This is a genomic window from Metapseudomonas boanensis, from assembly GCF_018704125.1.
Taxonomy (GTDB): Bacteria; Pseudomonadota; Gammaproteobacteria; order Pseudomonadales; family Pseudomonadaceae; genus Metapseudomonas; species Metapseudomonas boanensis.
In genome coordinates, this window is the sequence record NZ_JAGTIS010000001.1 from 194909 (window position 1) to 214263 (window position 19355).

Annotated in this window: 17 protein-coding genes and 6 tRNA genes; 18 read left to right on the forward strand and 5 right to left on the reverse strand. The window is 61.2% G+C overall.

What is annotated here, in order from left to right:
• Positions 1 to 164: 164 nt before the first annotated feature.
• Positions 165 to 1724, reverse strand: coding sequence for an MDR family MFS transporter (locus tag J7302_RS00865; RefSeq protein WP_251701801.1), 1560 nt, complete (start codon positions 1722 to 1724; stop codon positions 165 to 167).
• Positions 1714 to 2760: an HlyD family secretion protein gene (locus J7302_RS00870; protein ID WP_215368920.1), complete on the reverse strand. Its 1047-nt coding sequence runs from the start codon at positions 2758 to 2760 to the stop codon at positions 1714 to 1716. Before J7302_RS00870 ends, J7302_RS00865 begins: the two co-directional genes overlap by 11 nt.
• Before the next feature lie 108 nt (positions 2761 to 2868).
• On the opposite strand from J7302_RS00870, the gene J7302_RS00875 reads away from it, so the two are divergent.
• The 12 genes from J7302_RS00875 (at position 2869) to J7302_RS00930 (ending at position 9076) form a co-directional block, all read left to right on the forward strand.
• Positions 2869 to 3789, forward strand: coding sequence for a LysR family transcriptional regulator (locus tag J7302_RS00875; protein WP_215368923.1), 921 nt, complete (start codon positions 2869 to 2871; stop codon positions 3787 to 3789).
• Positions 3790 to 3814: 25 nt separating this feature from the next.
• Positions 3815 to 5296 (forward strand): glutamate--tRNA ligase, encoded by a 1482-nt coding sequence (gene gltX / locus J7302_RS00880; RefSeq protein ID WP_215368926.1) that lies wholly within the window; start codon positions 3815 to 3817, stop codon positions 5294 to 5296.
• 144 nt (positions 5297 to 5440) lie between these two features.
• A tRNA-Ala gene (locus J7302_RS00885) sits at positions 5441 to 5516 on the forward strand.
• A 40-nt stretch (positions 5517 to 5556) separates the two neighbouring features.
• Positions 5557 to 5632 (forward strand) — tRNA-Glu (locus J7302_RS00890).
• Between the two features lie 44 nt (positions 5633 to 5676).
• Positions 5677 to 5752: transfer RNA gene (locus J7302_RS00895), tRNA-Ala, on the forward strand.
• A 63-nt stretch (positions 5753 to 5815) separates the two neighbouring features.
• Positions 5816 to 5891 (forward strand) — tRNA-Glu (locus tag J7302_RS00900).
• A 44-nt stretch (positions 5892 to 5935) separates the two neighbouring features.
• Positions 5936 to 6011, forward strand: a tRNA-Ala gene (locus tag J7302_RS00905).
• A gap of 63 nt (positions 6012 to 6074) precedes the next feature.
• Positions 6075 to 6150: transfer RNA gene (locus J7302_RS00910), tRNA-Glu, on the forward strand.
• Positions 6151 to 6332: 182 nt separating this feature from the next.
• Positions 6333 to 6872, forward strand: a complete 540-nt coding sequence (locus tag J7302_RS00915; RefSeq protein WP_215368929.1) for a TetR/AcrR family transcriptional regulator — start codon at positions 6333 to 6335, stop codon at positions 6870 to 6872.
• Positions 6873 to 6883: 11 nt separating this feature from the next.
• Positions 6884 to 7714, forward strand: coding sequence for an alpha/beta hydrolase (locus tag J7302_RS00920; RefSeq protein ID WP_215368931.1), 831 nt, complete (start codon positions 6884 to 6886; stop codon positions 7712 to 7714).
• A gap of 265 nt (positions 7715 to 7979) precedes the next feature.
• A complete protein-coding gene (locus J7302_RS00925) occupies positions 7980 to 8630 on the forward strand; it encodes a bifunctional 4-hydroxy-2-oxoglutarate aldolase/2-dehydro-3-deoxy-phosphogluconate aldolase (protein WP_215368933.1) in 651 nt (216 codons plus the stop codon).
• Entirely contained in the window at positions 8627 to 9076 is a 450-nt protein-coding gene (locus J7302_RS00930; RefSeq protein ID WP_215368935.1) for an acyl-CoA thioesterase, read from the forward strand. The genes J7302_RS00925 and J7302_RS00930 overlap by 4 nt, the downstream gene beginning before the upstream one ends.
• A 7-nt stretch (positions 9077 to 9083) precedes the next feature.
• Here J7302_RS00930 and J7302_RS00935 read toward each other — a convergent pair whose 3' ends face one another.
• Positions 9084 to 9470: a hypothetical protein gene (locus J7302_RS00935; protein ID WP_215368937.1), complete on the reverse strand. Its 387-nt coding sequence runs from the start codon at positions 9468 to 9470 to the stop codon at positions 9084 to 9086.
• A gap of 143 nt (positions 9471 to 9613) precedes the next feature.
• Here J7302_RS00935 and J7302_RS00940 point away from each other — a divergent pair, with 143 nt between their 5' ends.
• Entirely contained in the window at positions 9614 to 10588 is a 975-nt protein-coding gene (locus tag J7302_RS00940) for a tRNA dihydrouridine synthase (protein ID WP_215368946.1), read from the forward strand.
• A 144-nt stretch (positions 10589 to 10732) separates the two neighbouring features.
• Positions 10733 to 11179: an Hsp20 family protein gene (locus tag J7302_RS00945; RefSeq protein WP_215368949.1), complete on the forward strand. Its 447-nt coding sequence runs from the start codon at positions 10733 to 10735 to the stop codon at positions 11177 to 11179.
• Between the two features lie 59 nt (positions 11180 to 11238).
• On the opposite strand, the gene J7302_RS00950 is transcribed toward J7302_RS00945, so the two are convergent.
• On the reverse strand, positions 11239 to 14175 hold the full coding sequence (locus tag J7302_RS00950; RefSeq protein WP_215368951.1) for a sensor domain-containing protein: 2937 nt from the start codon (positions 14173 to 14175) through the stop codon (positions 11239 to 11241).
• 105 nt (positions 14176 to 14280) lie between these two features.
• Positions 14281 to 15162 carry a LysR family transcriptional regulator gene (locus tag J7302_RS00955; RefSeq protein ID WP_215368960.1) on the reverse strand — a complete coding sequence of 294 codons (882 nt, stop codon included), beginning with the start codon at positions 15160 to 15162 and terminating at the stop codon, positions 14281 to 14283.
• A gap of 179 nt (positions 15163 to 15341) precedes the next feature.
• On the opposite strand from J7302_RS00955, the gene leuC reads away from it, so the two are divergent.
• Genes leuC through leuB form a run of 4 tightly spaced genes read left to right on the forward strand, consistent with a single transcriptional unit; the run spans position 15342 to position 19331 of the window.
• Positions 15342 to 16766, forward strand: a complete 1425-nt coding sequence (gene leuC, locus J7302_RS00960; protein WP_215370700.1) for a 3-isopropylmalate dehydratase large subunit — start codon at positions 15342 to 15344, stop codon at positions 16764 to 16766.
• Between the two features lie 11 nt (positions 16767 to 16777).
• Complete coding sequence (gene leuD / locus J7302_RS00965) at positions 16778 to 17422, forward strand: 3-isopropylmalate dehydratase small subunit (RefSeq protein WP_215368962.1); 645 nt, start codon at positions 16778 to 16780, stop codon at positions 17420 to 17422.
• A gap of 21 nt (positions 17423 to 17443) precedes the next feature.
• Positions 17444 to 18208 carry a class I SAM-dependent methyltransferase gene (locus J7302_RS00970; protein WP_215368973.1) on the forward strand — a complete coding sequence of 255 codons (765 nt, stop codon included), beginning with the start codon at positions 17444 to 17446 and terminating at the stop codon, positions 18206 to 18208.
• A gap of 40 nt (positions 18209 to 18248) precedes the next feature.
• Entirely contained in the window at positions 18249 to 19331 is a 1083-nt protein-coding gene (leuB, locus tag J7302_RS00975) for a 3-isopropylmalate dehydrogenase (RefSeq protein ID WP_215368976.1), read from the forward strand.
• Positions 19332 to 19355: the final 24 nt, after the last annotated feature.

The following is a 19355-nucleotide window of genomic DNA, read 5'->3' on the forward strand; positions in this document are numbered from 1 at the left end:
TGGCGAAGATGTCCGCATTCGCCAGCAAGCCGGCTCCTGCAAAAAAAACACTGCCTCTCGTCCCCGCGAGGGATGCGCGCCTCGGATAACTCGTGTTTGATGGCGCAAAAACCCAGACGCCGCGATCTTCAGATGTGAATGGCATTCCCGTAGGCGCCAGCTGTTCAGTGCGCGGCGGCGCTGGCGTTGGCGGAGTTGCTGGCCGGCAGGGAGCGGGTGAGCAGCACAGCAAGCATGCTTATGCCGAGGGCGATGCCAATAAAGTGGAAGGCGTCGTTGTAGGCCATGATACTGGCTTGTTGATGTGTCATCTCGCTGAGCTTGCCTAAGGCTGCCTGCTCGCTGCCAAGTTTTTCGGTCAGCAATGCCAGGCGTTCGGCCACCTGCGGATTACTCGGTACCAAGGACTCGCGCAGGTAGTCGAGGTAGATCTTGGCGCGGCTGTCGAGCAGGGTGGCGAGCAGCGCGATGCCGATTGCGCCGCCCAGGTTTCGCAGGATGTTGAACAGACTCGAGGCGGAACCGGCGTCCTGTGGCTGTATGTAGGCAGTGGCGATCAGCGAGATGGTCACCATCACCAGCGGCTGGCCCAGGGCGCGAATGATCTGGATCTGATTGAACTGCGGGCCGGCGAAGTCGGGGTTGAGCACTCCGGATGCGAAGCTGGCATAGCCGAACAGGCCGAAACCCAGGGCGCATAGAAGTTTGGGCGGCACCACTTTCATCAGCCTGGGCACTAGCGGAATGAGAAAGAGCTGGGGAATGCCCATCCACATGATGACTTCGCCAATCTGCAGCGCGTTGTACCCCTGAATCTGCGCCAGATAGAGCGGAAGCACATAGATCGAGCCATAGAGCCCCATCCCCAGTCCGATGCTGGAAATGCTCGACAGGCCGAAGTTGCGGTTACGCAGTATCCCCAGGTTGATCAGCGGGTTGGGGCGCGATACCTGCAGGATGACAAACAGGATCAGGCTGACCAGCGCAACACTGCCGAGCCCAACGATCAGCGATGACTCCAGCCAGTCCTTTCGGTGCCCCTCTTCGAGGAAAACCTGAAGGCAGCCAAGTCCCAGGCCGAGGGTGACGATCCCGGCGTAGTCAGTGCGTTTCAGCAATTCCCAGTGCGGTGCCTTTTTCTCGAGTCCGTACACCAGCCCGGCGATCATCAGCAGGCCCGGGGGCACGTTGATGTAGAAGATGTATTCCCAGCCGAAATTCTCGGTCAGCCAGCCGCCGAGCGTAGGGCCGATAGACGGGGCGAAGGTGGCGGTGATGGCAAATAGCGCCATGCCCTTTGCTCGATGGTGCTCTGGTAGCTTGATCAGAGTCAGGGTGAACGCCAGGGGAATCAGCGCGCCACCGGTGAAGCCTTGCATGGCGCGGAATACGATCATGCTTTCCAGGCTCCAGGCCAGGGAGCAAAGCAGGGAAGAGGCAAGGAAACCTATGGACACCCAGACCGCCAGGCGCCGCGCCGAGAGTAGCTGCACCAGCCATGCGGTGAGGGGAATCATGATTATTTCCGCCACCAGATAGGAGGTGGAAATCCACGAGCCTTCCTCCAGGGTCGCGGATAGAGCTCCTTGGATGTCCTTGAGCGAGGAGTTGGTAATCTGGATATCCAGCACTGCCATGAAGGCGCCGAGCATGGCACTCATCACGGCGATCCAGTCGCGTCGGCTCGGCTCACCGGTCGCGCGGATCAGGGCATCAGCCGCCATGGGTTTCGGCCTTGAGGCTCACCTTGACCGTGACGGACATGCCTGGGCGAATGCGGCCCTTGAGCGGGTTATCGGCGGCGAATGTCAGCTTAACCGGGATGCGCTGGACCACTTTGGTGAAGTTGCCGGTGGCGTTATCTGGTGGCAGCAGGCTGAACTGGGCGCCGGATGCAGCAAAGAGGCTATCCACGCGGCCTTCGATCGGGGTGTCAGGGAAGCTGTCGAAGATCAGTTCAGCCTTCTGGCCTTCCTGCATATGGCTGATCTGAGTTTCCTTGAAGTTGGCCTGGACCCAGATGTCTTCATTTGGCACCAGCGACAGGAGATAAGCGCCAACTTGTATATATTGGCCGTTTCGGGCAGCACGTTGACCCACACGAGCATCGATTGGTGAGCGGATTTCGGTGCGGGCCAGGTTCAGCGCTGCCTGAGCCACGTCCGTGCGCGCGTTGGCGATCTGCGCCTGCAGGCGCTTGACCTCGGCATTCAACGCGTCCACCTGCTGACGTTGTGCCTTGAGGTCTGCTTCGGCCTTGGCGACTTGCGAGCGGGCCACGCGGGAGTCGGCGGAGAGGGTGGTAACGCGCTCCTCGGAAACGAATCCCGGCTTGCGCAAGGCCTGGGCGCGAGACAGATCGATCTGGGCGCGCCCCAGCGTGGCCTGACTGGCAGCGACATCAGCTTGGCTGGCGGCGATGGTGCTGGCTTGCTGTACCAGCTTGCTCTGCGCTTGGGCCAGTTCCGCCTCGCGGGTGGCGAGCAGCGCGCGGGCACGCTCCAGGGCCAGTTTGAAGTCGTCGGCTTCCAGTCGGACCAGCAGGTCGCCTTCCTTGACCGTCTGATTGTCGCTCACCAGGACTTGGTCGATGCGCGCGCCGAGCTGGCTGGAGATGCGGGTGATTTCGCCCTGCACGTAGGCGTTGTCAGTGCTCTCGACAAAACGACCGATCAACAACCAGTGGAGGAAGAGGCCGGTAGCGACCATCGTCACCAATGCCATGAAGATGAACAAGCGGCGTTGCAATTTGGCGGGCATGGCGAAATCAGGCTCGAACTCTTTTCAGAATGTTGCGAATCTAGCAGTGTTCCTTGCTCGCAAGTAGCCAGTACACTTCGGAAACTTTGTTGCTTATGGGGAACAATAATGGGGCTTGATGATGCGCTGATCTTCACCCGTGTGGTGGAGTGCCACAGCTTCACCCTGGCAGCGCAGAGCTTGGGCATGCAGAAATCCACCGTGAGCCGGCGCATCGCCCTGCTTGAGGAGCGCCTGGGCGTTCGCCTGCTCAATCGGACTACCCGCAAGTTGCGCCTGACTGAAGTGGGGCAGGCCTATTACGAGCGCTGTCGGCAGATCATGCTCGACTTTGCCGAGGCCGAGCAGGCAGTGATGCAGTTGCAGCAGGAACCTTCAGGTCTGTTGCGGGTGACGGCGCCGATCGAGTTCGGCCAGTTGTTCCTGGGCAAGGTGCTGGGCACCTTCATGCGCCAGTACCCGCAGATCACGGCAGAGGTGGAGATCACCTCCCGTAACGTAGATCCGCTGGAGGAGGGCGTGGATATTGCCATCATGATCGGGCAGCCGCAGGACTCAACGCTGATTGCGCGCAAGCTATTCGAGAGCGGGCGCCGGCTTTGCGCCAGCCCCGCATATCTGACTGCCCATGGCACGCCGCGCACAGTGGAAGCCCTCGCGGGTCACCGTGCTGTGTTGCTGCCGCAGGACTCGCAGCGCTACTGGTCCATTCAGGGCGTCAGCGTGCCGTGCCAGCGCGTGCTGTTCTGCAACAACATCACCTTCGCCCGTGAGGCGGTGCTGGCAGGGGCCGGGATTGCGGCGCTGCCGCTGATGTTCACCGACTCTGCCGTGCAGCGTGGGGAGTTGGTCGAGTTACTTCCCGAAGCCCGCTTACCTAGCGGCGAAGTCTATGCTGTGTACCCGTCCAGACGCTTTCAGGCGATGAAGGTCAAGGCCTTCCTCGACTTCCTCATGCGCAGTCTGCCCGTCCAGGAAGGCCACTTGCTGGAGCCGGAAGCGGCCAGCCTGATAAGATCGCGCCTTTGATCGATCCTCAGTTTCGAGAGTAACCATGACCACCGTCCGTACCCGTATCGCGCCGTCGCCCACCGGCGATCCGCACGTGGGCACCGCCTACATCGCTTTGTTCAACCTGTGTTTCGCGCGCCAGCACGGCGGTCAATTCATCCTGCGGATCGAAGATACCGACCAGCTGCGCTCCACCCGTGAGTCGGAGCAGCAGATTTATGATGCCTTGCGCTGGCTCGGGATAGAGTGGGATGAAGGCCCGGACGTCGGTGGCCCGCACGGGCCTTACCGGCAGAGCGAGCGCGGCGAAATCTACAAACAGTACTCCAAGGAGCTGGTCGACAAGGGCCACGCCTTCCATTGCTTCTGCACGCCTGAGCGCCTTGACAAGCTGCGCGCCGAGCAGACTGAGCGCAAGGAGACTCCGCGCTACGACGGCCACTGCATGCATCTGCCGCAAACTGAGGTCGAGCAGCGCATTGCCGCTGGTGAGCCCAATGTTGTGCGCATGAAAGTGCCCAGCGAAGGTGTCTGTGTGGTGCCGGACATGCTTCGTGGCGATGTCGAGATCCCATGGGACCGCATGGACATGCAGGTGCTGATGAAGACCGATGGCCTGCCTACCTACTTCCTCGCCAACGTGGTCGACGACCATCTGATGGGCATCACCCATGTGTTGCGTGGTGAAGAGTGGCTGCCGTCCGCTCCCAAGCTGATCAAGCTCTATGAATACTTTGGCTGGGAGCAGCCCAAGCTTTGCTACATGCCGCTGCTGCGTAACCCGGACAAGAGCAAGCTGTCCAAGCGCAAGAACCCGACCTCGATCACGTTCTACGAGCGTATGGGCTATCTACCGGAAGCCATGCTCAACTACCTGGGCCGGATGGGCTGGTCGATGCCCGATGAGCGCGAGAAGTTCTCCCTGGCGGAGATGGTCGAGCACTTCGACCTGTCGCGTGTGTCGCTGGGCGGGCCGATCTTCGATCTTGAGAAGCTCTCCTGGCTCAATGGCCAATGGCTGCGTGAGCTGCCGGTAGAGCGCTTTGCTGCGCAAGTGCAGAAGTGGGCGCTCAACCCCGAGTACCTGATGAAGATTGCACCCCACGTGCAGGGGAGGGTGGAAACCTTCAGTCAGATCGCTCCGCTGGCTGGGTTCTTTTTCTCCGGCGGCGTTCAACTGGATGCGAAATTGTTCGAGCACAAGAAGCTCAGCCCTGACCAGGTACGCCAGGTCATGCAGTTGGTGCTCTGGAAGCTCGAGTCGCTGCGTCAGTGGGAAAAGGACCGCATCACTGGGTGCATCCAGGCTGTTGCCGAACATCTGGAGCTCAAGCTGCGTGACGTCATGCCGCTGATGTTTCCGGCCATTACTGGACAGGCGAACTCGGTTTCCGTGTTGGATGCGATGGAAATCCTCGGTGCCGACCTCAGTCGCTTCCGTCTGCGCCAGGCCATCGAGCTGCTGGGTGGCGTTTCGAAGAAGGAAACCAAGGAGTGGGAGAAGCTGCTCGCTTCGATCGCCTGATGGTTGTGCGGCCGGGGTGTTAAGGCCTCGTTCCGGTCGCAGTGGGTAAGTGGTTGTTCTTTCAAATAAAAAAGTTCGACCTGTAGGAAAAATATTGTTGACAGCGGGATGGGGCGCCCCTAATATGCGCCCCGTCCTCGTGACGGGGCTATAGCTCAGCTGGGAGAGCGCTTGCATGGCATGCAAGAGGTCGACGGTTCGATCCCGTCTAGCTCCACCACTCCTTCAAGGAGTGGGTCACGAAAAGGCATGAAGGTTTCGTCCCCTTCGTCTAGTGGCCTAGGACACCGCCCTTTCACGGCGGTAACAGGGGTTCGAGTCCCCTAGGGGACGCCATATTCCAGCAGTGCAGACTTAGGTCTGTGCAGTCGAAGCGATTCGGGGCTATAGCTCAGCTGGGAGAGCGCTTGCATGGCATGCAAGAGGTCGACGGTTCGATCCCGTCTAGCTCCACCAAACACGATGCGCCACGCATCACAAGGGGCCAGCCGAGTGCTGGCCCTGTTGTTCGAAGGTTTCGTCCCCTTCGTCTAGTGGCCTAGGACACCGCCCTTTCACGGCGGTAACAGGGGTTCGAGTCCCCTAGGGGACGCCATATTCCAGCAGCACGGACTCTGTTCTGTGCAGCCGAAGCAATTCGGGGCTATAGCTCAGCTGGGAGAGCGCTTGCATGGCATGCAAGAGGTCGACGGTTCGATCCCGTCTAGCTCCACCAAATTTGATGCGCCACGCATCACAATGGGCCGGCTAAGTGCTGCACCTGTTGTTAGAAGGTTTCGTCCCCTTCGTCTAGTGGCCTAGGACACCGCCCTTTCACGGCGGTAACAGGGGTTCGAGTCCCCTAGGGGACGCCATATTCTGATTTCCCGCACTGCGGGCTTTTTAAGGGTCATTCCGTCATGGGGTGGCCCTTTTGTTTATCCCCTGCTTTTTCTATTCGGTTCCGATTGTCGGTTGGCGACGGGCGGTTGCCATATGCCTTGTCAATTTGTATTACGTGCGTAATATTATTGTCGTAATGCTAATGGGCATGATCATGAACGATAAGAAAGCTCTGACGCGTGAACGAATATTCCAGGCCGCAGCTTCTGCGCTGCTACGACGGGGGCCGCAACAGCCTGGCGTCGCAGAGGTCATGGATGCTGCCGGCCTTACCGTGGGTGGCTTCTACGCTCACTTCACGAGCCGGGATGCGCTGATGCTGGAGGTTTTCGACCAGCTCCTGCGTAAGCGTCGCGACCTGATGGCACTTATCGACCCGGCCCTGTCCGGATCCGAGCGCCGCTCCTTGGCCGCCAGCTTCTACCTGTCGCGCAAGCACCGTGATGCCACTGATGCGGGTTGTCCGTTGCCCAGCACCCTGGGCGTCTTGCCACAGCTGTCGGATACCTACCGAGCCTTGTTGGCTGAGCACCTCGAAATACTGAGCGCGCAGATGTGCGACCGGCCCGAGGATGCCGACAAGGCCTTGGCAGATCTTGCCCTGATGGTAGGGGGATTGGCCCTGGCCCGGGCCCTGGGGGCGGGCGATTTGTCTGATCGAGTGCTGCGTGCCGCCAAGTTGGCGGTCATCTGAGGAGCAAAGTGATGAATAGTCTGAGTCTGGTGAGAGGGGTCAATGCCACGTTGGGACGCTTGGCGCCGCAAGTCATTGCTCGGCGCATGCGCCGCCAGTTCATGACGCCGCGAAACTTTCCACCCAAGGACTGGGAGGCACCCTGGTTGGGCAGCGCGGAGCGCATCACGCTGCGCTTCGGTCTCTCGGCTTTGCGGTGGGGGAGCGGACCTACGGTTCTGCTGATGCATGGATGGGAGGGGCGACCGACCCAGTTTGCCAGGCTGATCGAGGCGCTGGTGGAGGCAGGATACGGCGTGGTAGCGCTGGATGGCCCAGCCCATGGTCGGTCGCCAGGGCAAGAGGCCAATGTCGTGCTCTTTGCTCGGGCATTGCTTGAGGCTGCGGCGGAGCTGCCACCCTTGCAGGCGGTGATTGGTCACTCGATGGGAGGAGCCAGTGCGTTGCTGGCAACTCAAATGGGATTGCGCACCAGGGCTCTGGTCACCATTTCGGCGCCGAGCCGTATCCTTGGCCCTTTGCGCAGCTTCGCCAACTTCATGGGGCTTCCTGCTCGTGCTCGAGCCCATTTCATCAGTCTGGTCGAGCGCCGGGCAGGAATTCCGGCTGCCCATCTCGATGTCCAGCGTTATGAGCTGGCGGTCCCCGGTCTGGTGGTGCATGCCGCGGACGACGCCGTTGTGCCGGCCAGCGAGGCGAAGGTGATACACGAGGCCTGGTTCGACAGTCAGTTGCTGCACCTTGACGCGGGTGGCCATCAGCGCCTGCTCGCCGATCCGCGCCTGATTGAGGCGGTCCTTTCCATGCTGTCCGATGTCCGGGCGCCAGCCTGTCTGGGTTAAGAGCCCGAAGCGAGCCGCGCTCCAGTTTGAGCCTGGGAACGATATGCTCTCGCTCCTTGCGACTATGCCTGCATTTTAGAGACGATATGCGCCGCCTTTATCGGTCGCGTCACCTTGCTGGAGGGCAGGCCTACGACGGTAACTCGCTGCCGGGTGATTTGGCGTGGATGGCTCGCTTCCAAGTCCGACAGGTCTCCGATGCGAGTTCGATTGTCGTACAGGAAAGGATTGCGAGACGCGGGTAGCTTGGATTGGGAGAGCTGATATGAGCCTGACGATGGACGTGGTATTGGAGCGGGCGCGACCGGTGTTGCCCGTGCTGGTGATTGAGGATACCGGGCTCGCTCTGGACTTGGCGGGGGCGCTGCACGCCGGCGGCGTGGAAGTGCTTGAGGTAACTCTGCGCACTCCGCGCGCTCTGGACGCCCTGGCGGTGATCCGCAAGACGTTCCCCGATCTGTTGGTTGGCGCAGGAACGCTCATTCATACCGAGCAGTTCCTGGAGGCGCGTGACGCCGGGGCACACTTTGCGGTCAGTCCGGGCTGCACCGAGCGTCTTGCAGCGGCGGCTGAAGACTCCGGCCTGCCCTATCTGCCTGGGGTCATGACCCCTTCTGAAGTGCTGCTCGCGCTGGAGTACGGCTACCGATCGCTGAAGCTATTCCCGGCCAATGGCAATGCGAGCGTGAAGATGCTCAAGAGCCTGAAGGGGCCGTTCACTGGCATCCGCTTCTGCCCGACGGGTGGCGTGACTCCGGATAATCTGCTGAGCTTTTTGCGCCTGCCTAATGTCGCCTGCGTCGGAGGGACCTGGATTGCCCCGTCCAGTCTGATCCGTGCTCGCGCCTGGGACCAGATCACCCAATTGGCCAGCGAAGCGTGCGAGCTGGCCAGCAGCCTGGAGCCTCATTCATGAGCTGGGATCTACCGACTCCCTTCGTCATCGACCTTCGCGTAGAAGCTGATGATATCGATGGGCTGGGCCACGCCAATAATGCCGTCTACGTCAGTTGGCTGGAGCGCTGCGCCTGGAGGCACTCCCAAAGCCTGGGCCTGGACCTGGCCGAGTATCGCCGCCTGGATCGTGCCATGGCGGTTCTGCGCCATGAAGTCGATTACCTGGCCGCCGCCTATGAAGGTCAGGAATTGCAGGTTGGCACGTGGATTGTCGAGTCTGATCAACGCCTCAAGATGGAGCGGCGTTTCCAGCTGGTGCGACCCGAGGACGGCACCACCTTGCTGCGCGCCAAGACCATTTTCGTCTGCATCGAACTGTCGAGCGGCAAGCCCAGGCGCATGCCGGTCGAGTTCGTAGAGGGGTATGGAAGGGCTCTGCAGGAGCCTTTTCCTTTGGAGCTCTAGCCGCGGCTCAATCTACCGACGGGGCGAGGAGCACTTCGCCCTGTCCCTGCACGACCCGCAGGTGGCGGACTTCGCCAGGTGCAATGGTGGCTGACTGGTTGGCAAACACTTTGTGTTTGCAGCGTTCCGAGCCGTACTGAACCAATCGAAATTCGATCTTGCCGGCAGGCACTTGAATGTTCACGGATTGCCCCGGGGCAATTTGGGTGACCTCTTCGCTCTGGATGTAGAGCGCAATATCGCAGGTGTTTCGGGCGTCCTCATCACGACTGATCTGGACTTCACCGATAGTGCCGGTCGGATACGGCGGTGGGGCAACAAAGGGCTCACTTGTGGCGACGGCGTTTGTGCTTGAGGTTGTCAGAAGAGCGAGCACCACGTAAGGCAGCTTCATCTCAGGTACCTCGTTTCATACCCTTGTACTGCTTTGACTGCTGGGCTTGGTCGTTGCTCCCTGTGTAAGTTCGTCGTTTGCTTTCATGTTCGGGCTGCTAGCTGCGTAAAATGCGCGCCTTTGTCCATGTGAGCCTTTGATCCATGCAAATCGCTCTGGCCCCGATGGAGGGGCTGGTCGACGAAATCCTTCGCGATGTCCTGACCCAGGTGGGGGGCATTGACTGGTGCGTGACCGAATTCATCCGTGTCTGTGACCGCCTGCTGGCGGCCAGCACTTTCCAGAAGCTGGCGCCTGAGTTGGAGCTCGGAGCGCGCACCCGCGCCGGCACGCCTGTGCGTGTGCAGTTGCTCGGGTCCGATCCGGTCTGCCTGGCCGAGAACGCTGCCTTTGCCTGTGAACTGGGCGCCCCGGTGATCGATCTCAACTTCGGTTGTCCGGCCAAAACAGTGAACCGCTCGCGAGGCGGGGCAGTGCTGCTCAAGGAGCCAGAGCTCCTGCATTCGATCCTGAGCGAGGTTCGTCGTGCGGTGCCGGCAGCCATTCCCGTGACGGCGAAAATGCGACTGGGCTTCGATAGCCCGGATAGCGCCCTGGATTGCGCACGTGCGCTGGCGGACGGCGGCGCGGAGCAGATCGTGGTGCATGCGCGGACCAAGGTGGAAGGTTACAAACCGCCCGCTCACTGGGAGTGGGTGGCGCTTGTTCAGGAGGCGGTGAAGGTGCCCGTGTTCGCCAATGGCGAGGTGTGGACGCTCGATGACTGGCGCCGCTGCCGGGAGGTCAGTGGAGTAGAGGACATCATGCTTGGGCGTGGCTTGGTGTCTCGGCCTGACCTGGCTCGGCAGATAGCCGCGGCTCGCGCTGGTCGGCAGGTGCAGGAAATGGGTTGGAGCGAGTTCCTTCCGCTGCTGCAGGACTTCTGGATCCAGGCTCGGCGCAAGCTAGCGCCGCGTTACGCGCCGGGGCGGCTCAAGCAATGGCTGGCCATGCTGACCCGCAGTTATCCCGAGGCTGTGGTGCTGTTCGCGGAGATCCGGCGGGAGGGCGACTGCGGACGCATTGATGCGTTGCTTGGTGTGCCAAGGCTGGAGCGAGAGTGGGCGGCGGCCGTTTAGTTGAGGGGGGCGTGTTCAGGCTTCAACTCCGCTTCCAGTCACTCTAGGTCTTGAAAAGCTTTCGACTGTCCCTATCTAGGGTTCTGCGGGATGCCGAAGTCGGGTCCCGCACGCGAAACACTTGCTGAATTTCAGGAGAACACCATGAGTACTGCATTTTCCCTCGCACCACTGTTCCGTCATTCCGTAGGCTTTGACCGCTTCAATGATCTGTTCGAGTCTGCTCTGCGCAACGAGAGCGGCAGCTCCTACCCGCCCTACAACGTCGAGAAGCATGGTGACGATTCCTACCGCATCGTGATCGCGGTGGCCGGCTTCCAAGAGGATGACCTGGACCTGCAAGTCGAGCGTGGCGTGCTGACGGTCAGCGGCGGCAAGCGCGAACGAAGTGACGAAAGTATCACCTTCCTGCATCAGGGGATTGCCCAGCGCGCGTTCAAGCTGTCATTCCGTCTGGCCGACCATATCGAGGTCAGGAACGCTGGTCTGCAGAATGGCTTGCTGAACATCGATCTGGTGCGCATCGTGCCGGAAGAGGCAAAGGCCAAGCGGATCCCGATCAATGGGCAGCGCGCCGCACTGGAAAACTGATTTCCCGGCCATGCCGGTCGAAGAGGGCGCCTACGGGCGCCCTTTGCTTTTCAAGATGGTCATTGCTGGGCCAGTTCAGTGCGTTGCCGACTGTTGGCGAGCAGGGTGCGGAACTCGGCCGAAGGCAGTGGCTTGCTGAATAGATAGCCTTGGTACAGGTGACAGCCCTGCTGTTCGAGGAAAACAAGTTGGTCGCTTCGCTCCACGCCCTCGGCAATCGTCTCCAATCCAAGGCTACGAGCGATGGCCACGATTGCGCGAATGATCTCGGCATCGTTCGAGTCATGGGTCGCTTCGCGAACGAAGGACTGGTCGATCTTCAGTGCGTCCACCGGGAGGCGTTTGAGGTAGGTCAGCGAGGAGTAACCAGTTCCGAAGTCGTCCATTGCGAAGCTGACACCCAGTTTCTTGAGGCGGCGCATCTTGCCGATGGTGTCGTCGAGGTTCTGGATCACAATGCCCTCGGTGATTTCCAGCTTCAGCATGGAGGCTGGTAGCCGACTATCGCTGAGCGTACGGGTCACGCGTTCGACAAAGTCACTCTGGCGGAACTGCCGGGGGCTGATGTTTACGCAGAGGCTGAACTGTTCCGCACTGACGAGGCCATCGCCAAGCAAGGATTTGCAAGCTCGGCAAGACTCGGCCAGGGCCCAGCCTCCCACCTCGAGGATAAGTCCGCTCTCTTCCAGTACCTGGATGAACTCCCCGGGGGACTGCGGCCCAAGAGTTGGGTGCTGCCAGCGCAGCAAGGCTTCAGCTCCAACCACGCGGCTGTCGCGTGCATCCACCTGGGGTTGGAAGTTCAGTTCGAACTCGCCGCGTGAAAGCGCCAGGCGCAGATCGTTTTCCAGTCGCAGGCGCTCGCTGGCAGCATCCTGCATGGTGCGGCGAAACATCTGGATTGCGTTGCGCCCGGAGTCTTTGGCTCGGTAGAGCGCAATATCGACGCGCTTGAGCAGGTCGGCCGGAGTTTCCCCGTGGTCCGGTATCAAGGCGATGCCAATGCTCGGGGTGACCTGGAGCCGATGACCGTCGAGTTGCATCGGCTCGGCCAGCAGGTTGCGTAGCTTTTCGGCAATCTGTCGGACCTGCCGGGTGACCTCCGCGCGTGTACCGTCGAGGCTGGTCAACAGCACGACGAACTCGTCACCACCAAGGCGGGCGACGGTATCTTCCAGTCGCACACTGGCTTCCAGGCGCGCGGTGACCATCTTCAGCACGGCGTCGCCGACGGGGTGGCCGAGCGAGTCGTTGATGTGTTTGAAATGATCCAGGTCGAGGAACAGCAGCGCACCGCGTAGCCCATGGCGCTTGAGCAGGGCAATCTGCTGGTGCAGGCGGTCCATCAGTAACGCCCGGTTAGGCAGATTGGTAAGCGAGTCGTGGTAAGCCAGGTGCTGGATCTGAGCCTGGGCGTCCTTCAGTGCACTGATATCGCGCGCAGTCAGTAGCAGACAAGGGACATTGTTGAGCTCGATCTGCTCCACGGATACTTCGACCGTCTTGCGGTTGCCGTCGCGGTGCTGGCCCAGCATTTCCAGATGGTGGACCCGACCATCGCGTCTGAGCATGTCGAGCATCTGCTGGCGCTCAGCCGGATCGGCCCAGATGTTCATCTCATGAGAAGTGCGCCCAATGACTTCGTCGGCCCGGTAGCCGGTGAGGCGGCAGAACCCGTCGTTTACTTCGATGTAACGGCCGGTGTCGCGCTCCGTGATGGTGATGGCGTCGGGGCTGGAGTGGAACGCCTTGGCGAACTTCTCCTGGCTGGCCTTGAGGGCCGCTTCTGCCTGCAGGCGGGTGGTGACATCACGGAAGGTGGTGGTGATGCAGAGTTGGCGCTCGACGCGGATGAACCGGCTGGCAATCACGCAGGTCAATGGCTGTCCATCCTGCCTGTTGAAGCAGGCCTCGGCGTTGTCGAGGCCCTGGTCGCGCATCAACTCGGCGAACAGGCGAGAGCGCTGTGCCTGATCTGCCCAGAAGCCGACGTCCTGGGCATTTCGGCCGACGATCTGCTCCGGTTGCCAGCCGAACACCTCGCTGAAGCTTGGGTTGACCTCGATGAATACGCCGTCGCGAATGCGCGAGACGCAAATCGGATCGGGGCTGGCCTGGAAGAGGGTGACGAATTTCTCTTCGGAGGCCGCCAGGCGCTGCTCGCGGCGTACCCGTTCACTGATGTCGATGACGATGCCCGTCATGCGTTGCGGACTGCCATCTTCAGTGCGGTAGAGCTTGGCCGTGCTTTCCAGGTAATGTAATTCGCCGTCGCTGAAGCGCGAGCGGTAGGTGACCTGATATTCCTGTGTACGACCTTCCACAAGGTCGCGGAAGGCTTGGCGCATGCCCTGTTGGTCCTCTTCAGGGACACAGAGGAATAAATCGTCGAAGTTGCCATGGAATGGTTCTGCGGCCAGGCCATGCAGCTTCGAGGTGCGGGCGGAGCAGTAGAGCGTCCCGGAGGGAATGTGCCAGTCCCAAGTGCCAAGATGGGCGGATTCCAGCGCCAGGCTCAAACGCTCCTGGCTTTCTTCAAGAGCCTTTGCCTGGGCGTGTTGCTGGGTTACGTCGCGAACCACGCCGACCATTCGGCGACGACCATCGGGCCAAGGCTGCAGGCTGCCGGTGATTTCCAGCCAGTGCAGGCTGCCATCCGGCCAGATCACTCGGTGGCGAAGCACGCGTTCCTCGAACTGCCCGGTGAGCGCCTCGTGTAACAGGCGCACAACCCGCTCCCTGTCGGCTTCGAAAATGAGGTCGAAGTAATCGAGCCGCTCCGGCATGGGGTGGCTCAGTGCGATGCCGAACAAGGCTCTGGCTCCACGCGACCAGCTGACCTTGCCGCTGTCGATGTCCCAAGACCAGGCACCCAGGTGCGCACCGTTCAAGGCCGCCAGGAGACTTGGCGCGTCTTGCCAGGACTGCTCGAACTCTACCGGGTCGAGGGCGGGAATATGCGGCGATGGAGCATTCGATTCGCTGTCTCTGCGCATGCTCGCCCCTGCCGGCAGATGGAAAATGCTGGGGGGGCGCTGACTCGCAGTTCCTTCACCACCCCTTTTGCTGTTGTCCGAGCAACTGTGCCTTCGCCGATCGACCTAGGCAAGGCCGTCGCGCTGGGCGTCGAGGAGCGCCATGAATGCTTTCGCTGCGTTCGACAAGGTCCGCTCGGTATGCAGGATGTAACCCAGGTTACGGGTGAGTTGAATGTCCTGGAGGGGCAGCCGCACGACCTGGTCATCGAGCATGGTGCGCGGCAGCACGCTCCAGGCGATGCCGATCGATACCATCATCTTGATGGTCTCCAGGTAGTTCGTGCTCATGGCGATGTTTGGCGTCAGCCCTTCGGCCTCGAACAAGCGCCGAACGATGTGGTGGGTAAAGGTGTTGCCGCCGGGAAATACCGCCGGATGTCGAGCCACGTCGGCGAGGAAGATGGTCCTGTCCCGAGCCAGCGGGTGTTCCGGTGCGGCGACGAAGTCCAGCGGGTCGTTCCAGACTGGGACAGCCTGTACCGGTAGGGCGGTTTCCGGTGCCAGGGTTATCACCGCCAGTTCCACGCGGCCATGGAGGATTTCCTCGTACGCCACTTCGGAGTCAAGGAATTGAATATCCAGCGCCACTTGCGGGTAAGCGCGGGTGAAAGCACGCAACAACGGCGGCAGACGATGCAGACCGATATGGTGGCTGGTGGCCAGAGTCAGGCGGCCGGTGATGTCGCCGGAGAGATTACTCAAAGCCCGGCGGGTATCGTCGAGCACGTTAAGAATCTGGTACGCCCGCGGCAGCAAGGCCCTGCCAGCTTCGGTCAGGCTGACTTCGCGGCCCAGCCGGTCGAACAGGCGGACGCTCAGCTGCTGTTCCAGCGAAGCAATGCGCTTGCTGACGGCGGGCTGAGTCAGGTGCAGGCGCTCTCCCGCCTCCGAGAAGCTGCCGGTTTCAGCGATAGCGATAAAGGCGTTGAGGCTGGCCAGGTCCATGATCAGGCTCCGAGGGTTGGACGGGCAGAATAGCACCGCATTCCTAGGTGGAATGCTTTAAATAAAAAATATGAATTTGAGTTATTCATGGCAAGCCCCTACGATCGTCCTCACAAGCAAAAGGGGCATTCGCCGTGATCGACCCCTGCGCATGGAAACACGCTGATGAGGACACACTGATGGCCGGCAAGACGCTCTACGACAAGCTCTGGGATGCACACGAGGTGAAGCGCCGCGACGATGGTTCGTCGTTGATCTACATCGACCGTCACATCCTCCATGAAGTGACCTCGCCGCAGGCCTTCGAAGGGCTGCGCCTGGCCGGACGCAAACCCTGGCGCATCGATGCCAACATCGCCACGCCTGACCATAACGTGCCAACCACTCGCGCCGAGCGTCAGGGTGGCCTCGAAGCGATCGCCGACGAAGTGTCGCGCATCCAGGTCAAGACCCTGGACGAAAACTGCGACGACTTCGGCATCCTCGAGTTCAAGATGAACGACGTTCGCCAGGGAATCGTCCATGTCGTAGGCCCGGAGCAGGGCGCCACCCTGCCGGGAATGACCGTCGTCTGTGGTGACTCGCACACGTCCACCCACGGTGCTTTTGGTGCCCTGGCCCATGGCATCGGCACTTCTGAAGTCGAGCACGTGCTGGCAACCCAGTGCCTGGTGGCGAAGAAGATGAAGAACATGCAGGTTCGCGTCGAAGGCCAATTGCCGGCCGGCGTGACTGCCAAGGACATCGTGCTGGCCATCATCGGCAAGATCGGCACTGCAGGCGGCAACGGCCATGCCCTCGAGTTCGCCGGTAGTGCCATCCGTGACCTTTCCATGGAAGGCCGCATGACCATCTGCAACATGGCCATCGAGGCCGGTGCCCGCGTCGGCCTGGTGGCGGTCGATGAGAAAACCGTCGAGTACGTCAAGGGGCGTCCCTTTGCGCCCAAGGCCGCTGACTGGGACAAGGCTGTTGCCGTCTGGGCCGACCTGGTGTCCGACGCCGATGCGCACTTCGATACCGTGGTCGAACTCAAGGCAGAAGACATCAAGCCGCAGGTCAGCTGGGGCACCTCGCCAGAAATGGTGCTGGCCGTCGATCAGCGCGTACCGGACCCAGCCGCCGAAGCCGACCCGGTCAAGCGTGGCTCCATCGAACGAGCCTTGAAGTACATGGGCCTGGCCGCCAATCAGGCGATCACCGATATCCAGCTCGATCGTGTGTTCATCGGCTCCTGCACCAACTCGCGGATCGAAGACCTGCGCGCCGCCGCCGAGGTTGCCAAGGGCCGAAAGGTTGCAGCCACCGTCAAGCAGGCGCTGGTGGTGCCGGGTTCGGGTCTGGTCAAGCAGCAGGCCGAGCAGGAAGGGTTGGACAAGATCTTCATCGAAGCCGGCTTCGAATGGCGTGAACCAGGCTGCTCCATGTGTCTGGCGATGAATCCGGACCGCCTGGAGAGTGGTGAGCACTGTGCCTCTACCTCCAACCGCAACTTCGAAGGACGCCAGGGGGCTGGTGGCCGTACCCATCTGGTCAGTCCGGCAATGGCTGCCGCTGCTGCGGTGACCGGTCGCTTCGTCGATGTTCGCGAGTTGCTCAAGTAAGGAGATTCGAGATGAAAGCCTTTACCCAACACACCGGTCTCGTCGCTCCGCTGGATCGCGCCAACGTCGATACGGACCAGATCATTCCCAAGCAATTCCTCAAGTCGATCAAGCGCACCGGCTTCGGCCCCAACCTGTTCGACGAGTGGCGCTACCTGGATGTCGGCCAGCCGAACCAGGACAACTCCAAGCGTCCGCTGAACAAGGACTTCGTGCTGAACTTCCCCCGTTACCAGGGTGCCAGTGTGCTCCTGGCGCGTGAGAACTTCGGCTGCGGCTCCAGCCGCGAGCATGCGCCCTGGGCGCTGGACGAATATGGCTTCCGTGCAGTAATCGCTCCGAGCTATGCCGACATCTTCTTCAACAACAGCTTCAAGAACGGCTTGCTGCCGATCATCCTGAAAGAAGAGGAAGTCGATGAACTGTTCCAACAGGTCGAGACGACTGAGGGCTATCAGCTCACCGTCGACCTGGCGGCCCAGACCGTCACTCGTCCTGACGGCAAGCAGTACAGCTTCGAGGTGGATGCCTTCCGCAAACACTGCCTCCTCAACGGCCTCGACGATATCGGCCTGACCCTGCAGGATGCGGAGGCGATTCGCACCTTCGAAGCGGGTTACCGTCAGCGCCAGCCGTGGCTGTTTCGGGACGCCTGAAGGCGTCCATCGGAGGATGTGATGAGCGACAAAGCCCATGAGCAAGTGGTCCAGCGCCAGTTCGGCGAGCAGGCCAATGCCTACCTGAGCAGTGCGGTGCACGCCCAGGGAGTCGAGTTCGCGCTGTTGCAGGCGGCGGTGCAAGGGAAAGGTGCTGCCCGTGCACTCGATCTCGGTTGCGGCGCGGGGCATGTCAGCTTCCATATCGCCCCGTTGGTCGGTGAAGTGGTGGCCTACGATCTTTCCGAGCAGATGCTCGATGTCGTGGCCAGCGCTGCCGACCAGCGCGGCTTGACCAACGTGCGCACTGAGCGCGGAGCGGCAGAGCGGTTGCCCTTTGCCGATGCGAGTTTCGACTACGTTTTCAGTCGCTATTCTGCGCATCACTGGAGCGACCTCGGGCTGGCATTGCGGGAAGTCCGCCGGGTCTTGAAACCCGGTGGCGTGGCGGCGTTCATCGACGTGGCCTCGCCCGGTAGTCCATTACTCGATACCTACCTGCAAGCGGTGGAAGTGCTACGCGATACCAGCCATGTGCGCGATTATTCCGTGGGCGAGTGGCTGCGGCAGGTCAGCGAGGCGGGGTTGTTCGTCAACAGTCATACGCGCCAGCGTCTGCGCCTGGAGTTTGCCTCCTGGATCGAGCGTATGCGCACGCCGGAGGTTTTCCGTGACGCGATCCTTGCCCTGCAGCAGGCAGTGGGCGAGGAGGTTCGCGAGTATTTTGAAGTTGCTGCAGACGGCTCGTTCAGCACCGATGTGCTGGTGCTCTGGGCCGAGCGTTGAGAATGTGCATGGCGCCTCTGGCGCCTAACGAGAGGAAAGCATGAGCAAGCAGATTCTGATTCTACCGGGCGACGGTATTGGCCCGGAAATCATGGCCGAAGCCGTCAAGGTGCTGCAGGTGGCCAACGACAAGTACCAATTGGGCTTCGAGCTGACCGAAGACGTCATCGGTGGTGCCGCCATCGACAAGCATGGCGTGCCGCTGGCCGACGAGACCTTGGAACGTGCGCGCAAGGCCGATGCCGTGTTGCTAGGCGCTGTTGGCGGCCCCAAGTGGGACAAGCTTGAGCGTGACATTCGCCCAGAGCGCGGGCTGCTGAAGATCCGTTCGCAACTCGGCCTCTTCGCCAACCTGCGCCCGGCCATCCTCTACCCGCAGCTGGCCGATGCCTCCAGCCTCAAGCCAGAAATCGTCGCGGGGTTGGATATCCTTATCGTCCGTGAGCTGACGGGCGGTATCTACTTCGGCGCGCCGCGTGGCACCCGTACGCTGGAAAATGGCGAACGGCAGGCCTATGACACGCTGCCCTACAGCGAGAGCGAAATTCGCCGCATCGCCCGTGTCGGTTTCGACATGGCCCGCGTGCGTGGCAAGAAGCTATGTTCGGTAGACAAGGCCAACGTGCTGGCCTCCAGCCAGCTCTGGCGCGAAGTAGTGGAAGAGGTCGCCAAGGATTATCCGGACGTCGAGCTCAGCCACATGTACGTCGACAACGCTTCCATGCAGCTGGTGCGTGCGCCGAAGCAGTTCGATGTGATGGTGACCGACAACATGTTCGGCGACATCCTGTCGGATGAGGCTTCCATGCTTACCGGTTCCATCGGCATGCTGCCTTCGGCCTCGCTGGACGCCAACAACAAGGGCATGTACGAGCCGTGCCACGGCTCGGCGCCGGACATCGCGGGGCAGGGGATTGCCAACCCGCTGGCGACCATACTGTCCGTATCGATGATGCTGCGTTACAGCTTCAACCAGACCGTCGCCGCGGACGCCATCGAGCAGGCTGTCAGCCTGGTTCTCGATCAGGGATTGCGCACGGGCGACATCTTCTCTGCAGGGGCTACCAGGGTCGGTACCCGCGAGATGGGCGATGCAGTGGTCGCGGCCCTGCGGAATCTGTAATCTGAAGGGCTCGCTGGTACGCCA

Bases quoted from the DNA above. Each gene is read 5' to 3' on its own strand.
- J7302_RS00950 (WP_215368951.1), bottom strand. From the start codon at position 14,175: ATGCGCAGAGACAGCGAATCGAATGCTCCATCGCCGCATATTCCCGCC.
- gltX (WP_215368926.1), top strand. From the start codon at position 3,815: ATGACCACCGTCCGTACCCGTATCGCGCCGTCGCCCACCGGCGATCCG.
- J7302_RS00955 (WP_215368960.1), bottom strand. From the start codon at position 15,162: ATGGACCTGGCCAGCCTCAACGCCTTTATCGCTATCGCTGAAACCGGC.
- leuB (WP_215368976.1), top strand. From the start codon at position 18,249: ATGAGCAAGCAGATTCTGATTCTACCGGGCGACGGTATTGGCCCGGAA.
- J7302_RS00915 (WP_215368929.1), top strand. From the start codon at position 6,333: ATGAACGATAAGAAAGCTCTGACGCGTGAACGAATATTCCAGGCCGCA.
- J7302_RS00970 (WP_215368973.1), top strand. From the start codon at position 17,444: ATGAGCGACAAAGCCCATGAGCAAGTGGTCCAGCGCCAGTTCGGCGAG.
- J7302_RS00875 (WP_215368923.1), top strand. From the start codon at position 2,869: ATGGGGCTTGATGATGCGCTGATCTTCACCCGTGTGGTGGAGTGCCAC.
- J7302_RS00920 (WP_215368931.1), top strand. From the start codon at position 6,884: ATGAATAGTCTGAGTCTGGTGAGAGGGGTCAATGCCACGTTGGGACGC.
- J7302_RS00945 (WP_215368949.1), top strand. From the start codon at position 10,733: ATGAGTACTGCATTTTCCCTCGCACCACTGTTCCGTCATTCCGTAGGC.
- J7302_RS00935 (WP_215368937.1), bottom strand. From the start codon at position 9,470: ATGAAGCTGCCTTACGTGGTGCTCGCTCTTCTGACAACCTCAAGCACA.
- J7302_RS00925 (WP_215368933.1), top strand. From the start codon at position 7,980: ATGAGCCTGACGATGGACGTGGTATTGGAGCGGGCGCGACCGGTGTTG.
- J7302_RS00940 (WP_215368946.1), top strand. From the start codon at position 9,614: ATGCAAATCGCTCTGGCCCCGATGGAGGGGCTGGTCGACGAAATCCTT.
- leuC (WP_215370700.1), top strand. From the start codon at position 15,342: ATGGCCGGCAAGACGCTCTACGACAAGCTCTGGGATGCACACGAGGTG.
- J7302_RS00865 (WP_251701801.1), bottom strand. From the start codon at position 1,724: ATGGCGGCTGATGCCCTGATCCGCGCGACCGGTGAGCCGAGCCGACGC.
- J7302_RS00870 (WP_215368920.1), bottom strand. From the start codon at position 2,760: ATGCCCGCCAAATTGCAACGCCGCTTGTTCATCTTCATGGCATTGGTG.
- J7302_RS00930 (WP_215368935.1), top strand. From the start codon at position 8,627: ATGAGCTGGGATCTACCGACTCCCTTCGTCATCGACCTTCGCGTAGAA.
- leuD (WP_215368962.1), top strand. From the start codon at position 16,778: ATGAAAGCCTTTACCCAACACACCGGTCTCGTCGCTCCGCTGGATCGC.